At 45.2% G+C, this 2057-nt stretch carries 1 protein-coding gene; it reads right to left on the bottom strand.

From position 1 onward, the window contains the following. Positions 1–660: 660 nt before the first annotated feature. A complete protein-coding gene (gene hppD / locus F6K37_RS39675) occupies positions 661–1788 on the bottom strand; it encodes a 4-hydroxyphenylpyruvate dioxygenase (RefSeq protein WP_009149701.1) in 1128 nt (375 codons plus the stop codon). Positions 1789–2057: the final 269 nt, after the last annotated feature.

Raw genomic sequence — 2057 nt, forward strand, 5'->3', positions numbered from 1 at the left:
ATTAGGTTTTAGCCCTCGTGAACTAGCCAGTTTATTCAAAATCAGATGAAAATCATCTTGGTTGAGAGTTCCACCTGAATCAGCATCGATATTATTGAATAATGTTGTTAATTTTTTTTGTTGTAATGCGGTTAACATTTAAAACTCACCTTTGATGACACTTTATGGTTTTTGAGTTTAAGATGAGGAAATAGTTAGTCTAAACAGTTTCCGTCGAAACGACTTGTTTTACCATAGTTTGACCTAGAAGGTAAAGGACTCTAAAATAAAGGACTGACCGCCCCCGTTTTTTTTTCTTAGACGACACCTTCCCACTCTTACTTCCCATGATTTTATGGTCTATAAAACTAAGGTTTGTCACTATACAGAGAATTCTACTGGATACTTGATATTCGTTACAAGTTAAAAGCTAAGGCATTTTGTCAATACCTCCAAGTAGAGAAATTAACCTTGAGCATTATTAACGTAAGCATACAGCGGTTTGCCATTCAGTTAGGTACTTTCGTTCTGGGTTTTTAGGGAGTAGGGAGCAGGGAGCAGGGAGCAGGGAAGAGGGAAGAGAGAACAGGGAAGTCGGAAGTGGGAAAACAATCCTGTGTACCTGATAGTTATGCAAACCGCCGTATGCTGAACGCGCACGCGTGCGCGTAGCGCATTAGCTTAGGTTCCTAAACTTCCTCGCTTGTTCTGTTCCCGCTCGATGGCTTCAAATAAAGCACGAAAATTTCCTTCTCCAAAGCCCTTGGCCTGAAAGCGGCGCTCAATCACTTCAAAAAAGAAAGTAGGCTTGCCAAAAATGGGCTTGGTGAAGGTTTGAAGTAACAAAGCTTGAGGAAACTCTTGCTGCCAATCTACTAAAATTTGTCTGGTAGCAATTTCTTCCCATTCTGCTGGTGGTAAAGGTAAATTAGAGCCCCCTGGTCTTTGCCGCAACTGGCTGTAGTAGCTGGGAGGAACTTCAATAAACGGTAAACCTCGACCACGGAGTTGCGCGATCGCTTCTACTATATTGCTAGTTCTAAGAGCAATATGCTGGATTCCTGGTCCACCATTGAAATCTAGAAATTCCTGAATCTGGGAATTAGCAGAAGTTGGTTCATTGATCGGCAACTGCACTTCACCAGTGGGATCAACCATGACCTGAGAGTATAAACCAGACTGTTGTGTCTTAATAGAAAATATTTGTTGTGGGCAAAATCCCAGCACGTGTTGATACCAATTTACTGCCCGTTCTAACTCACCAACCGCTACATTAAGTACTACATGATCAATGGTGGTGAACATGGTCTGAGGATGGTTATTTCCCTGGTTTCCCTCTATACTGAGGGAGGGTGGCTTACCCTGAGCAGTCTTCGTGATCCAGTTCAACTGAGCCGGGAAAAACGATTCGTCACAGATGCCATCTCGCTCAACCAGGGTATGAACCAGAGAACCCCAGGAGGGGATTCTACTCCACTTTAGGCGTCCCTGTCTTTGAAATTGCTCCTGAGGTGGTTGTACCACTTGGTTGCCCTGAGCGGACGTATTCTCAATCACCGCTTCCAGGTCTTCTACTAGAAAAGCGATGTCAGCCACCCCAGGAGGATGTAGACGCAAAAACTCAGCAATAGGACTTGCTGATGTTAGAGGTGAAGAGATAAGAAACGTGATTGAGCCACTTTTTACAACTTCTGTGTAGGTATGGTAACTACTGCCACTGGCGACCCGTTGAAAGCCAAGAGTGTGGACTAACCAATCAGAAAAAACTGTAGCATCTTCAACATAGAAATGAACATGATCAATTTTCATGGTTAAATCCAGTTCAAGAGATTGTAATCTTTTTAATTTTGCTCTTGTTAGAAGATTAAACCAATTTGCAGTAGGGAAAAGAGGATTACAGATATTTTACATATCTGAGTGGGTAAGTCATGGCATTTTCAGCTGATCTGACTTTTATCACTCCCCGCGCCCCCGCCCCACACTCCCCGCGCCCCCGCCCCACACTCCCCGCGCCCCCGCCCCACACTCCCCGCGCCCCCGCCCCACACTCCCCGCGCCCCCCCCCCCCCCCCCCCCCC

The sequence above is a fragment of the Moorena sp. SIO4E2 genome (genome assembly GCF_010671945.1).
GTDB lineage: Bacteria > Cyanobacteriota > Cyanobacteriia > Cyanobacteriales > Coleofasciculaceae > Moorena > Moorena producens.

Coding starts and splice junctions, on each gene's coding strand:
- hppD (WP_009149701.1), bottom strand. CDS start 1,788: ATGAAAATTGATCATGTTCATTTCTATGTTGAAGATGCTACAGTTTTT.